Source organism: Candidatus Magnetobacterium casense, from assembly GCF_019173545.1.
Taxonomy (GTDB): domain Bacteria; phylum Nitrospirota; class Thermodesulfovibrionia; order Thermodesulfovibrionales; family Magnetobacteriaceae; genus Magnetobacterium; species Magnetobacterium cryptolimnobacter.
The window spans coordinates 1-1,681 of record NZ_JABXWD010000587.1 but is presented as its reverse complement, the minus strand read 5'-3'; the positions used below and the strand labels follow the sequence as shown (position 1 = coordinate 1,681).

The 1,681-nt window shown below is 52.7% G+C and carries 2 protein-coding genes; both read right to left on the bottom strand.

All coding sequences use genetic code 11. The features are described 5' to 3' along the window. Positions 1-849: hypothetical protein (locus HWQ67_RS17860; protein WP_218254047.1), on the bottom strand; the 849-nt coding region annotated here is incomplete at its 3' end. A 35-nt stretch (positions 850-884) separates the two neighbouring features. Further along, positions 885-1,625 carry a hypothetical protein gene (locus HWQ67_RS17855; RefSeq protein ID WP_218254046.1) on the bottom strand — a complete coding sequence of 247 codons (741 nt, stop codon included), beginning with the start codon at positions 1,623-1,625 and terminating at the stop codon, positions 885-887. Positions 1,626-1,681 lie beyond the last annotated feature (56 nt).

The window sequence follows — 1,681 nt, the reverse complement described above, 5'->3', positions numbered from 1 at the left end:
GGTAGTGTTGCCGAGGTCGGATGATTCGTCATCGGTGGTTGTGATCGAGGTTGCCAGTTGGTTAGCTGCCGCGCTCAGAGTCGTGGCTACATTGTATGAGTTGTCTGCGCCAGCCGCACCAAACACTTTGGCGTTCCTGGTCACGACCAGGCGGGTCTTGCCAATTTGCCCGAGTTCGTAGTTTAGATGAATACCCTTGTCCTGGTAGATACCGATGGTGTCAACGTTGCCGCTCTCGCGGATGTCGTGGAACGGGAATGGGTGCAGGATGCACATTAAGGTATCCAGGCTGCCATCGTCACCCGCTAATCCAGGCGCGCCCAAGTCCATTAGCATCACTTCCGCTTGCGGGAAGATGCTGTCGCTGGCGCGGTGTTCTGAACTGCCTGCATCTAATGAGGCGCGTGCAACATAGCGCTTCACCAACGAGCCTTGCAGGGCTGCTTCCTGTGCCAGTAAGTCGATAGACACTCCGGCGGCTTCACCTACCCGCTGAAAAGCTGCGGCGGCGTAGTCGGAATAGAGTTGAATATCGGTCTGTTTTGACCATTGCAGGGCGTCGCCCCGGCTGGTCCAAGTAATACCTGTCTTAGCATCGCGTAACGTTTGGGGACTTACATCTCCCACTTGGGATATTGCCGAAGTAGAAGGTGCCATTACTCCCAGGAAGGGAAGGTAAATATAGTCCGACTGCATCAACTCGTCCATAGATTTACCGTCCGGGTAAACGGACGTGTAATCCATAGCCGCCTGATCGTACACTTTCTGAGGTTTCTGCCCGAGGGCATACTTGCTCTTATAAACGCTGCGAATGCTGTTAGACAGAGTTGAAGTTGTCTGAACAGTCATGTGTCAGTCTCCTTTGGACTGGCACGCGCCAGTCCCTATCTTGTTTTTAGCAGTTGCGCCAACTCAGTTGATAATCTCTGGTATTCAGCCCATTCAGATTTAGTCTTGGTAGGCTTTCTATCAAGAGCCTCCAACTGCGTTGTCAACCGCTCCGCTGTATTGCCTGCCGGACCACCTCCCACCATCCCCGGACTACGAGGTGGTGCGGGCTTACCGTCTGGCAACGTGCGCCCCAGCCTATTGGCTTTCGCCTGGATCGCTTCGTCCCACTTCTCTTTCAGATCCTCCAGAGTGTCGTTAGGCGTGAACTTCACCGCCGTGACCTCAGGATCATTGTCAAACAAAGCAATCCCGGTCTCGTCCATACGGTTGCGCAACCAGGTGTCTACCTCCGCGATGGCTTTCTGGTCGGGCTGCGAAGCAGTACGCGAACTGGGTGGGCTACCCTTATCCGGCTGCTTCTCTAAGTAGCGGCTGGCTTCCTCTTGAAGAAATTGCTTTTTGAGAGAAGCTACTTGTTCCTCATCGAGCTTCTTCTCTTTTGCGATTTCGTCAATGGTTTGGCTCAGCTTGCCGCTAACCTCTTTATTCAGCCTGGCTGTGGCCTTGTCGGATAAGGATTGAACTTCGCTTGACAACTTGTTAGCCAACTCATCAATTGCCTTTTGAAATTCAATCCTGCTAATGGGTCTGTCGTCTGCTCCTGAGGTGTCAGGCGAAGGCTGCCCGCCTTCATCCTGTCCTTGCGAAACAGGCAGAACGTTCTCATCAGTCATGTCGTAAACTCCTTTCGGTTTTTAAGTTTCCAGGTATGGATTATACCATACCTAAA

What these genes read in the sequence shown, in the direction of transcription:
- HWQ67_RS17855 (WP_218254046.1), bottom strand. Translation starts at nt 1,625, where the DNA reads ATGACTGATGAGAACGTTCTGCCTGTTTCGCAAGGACAGGATGAAGGC.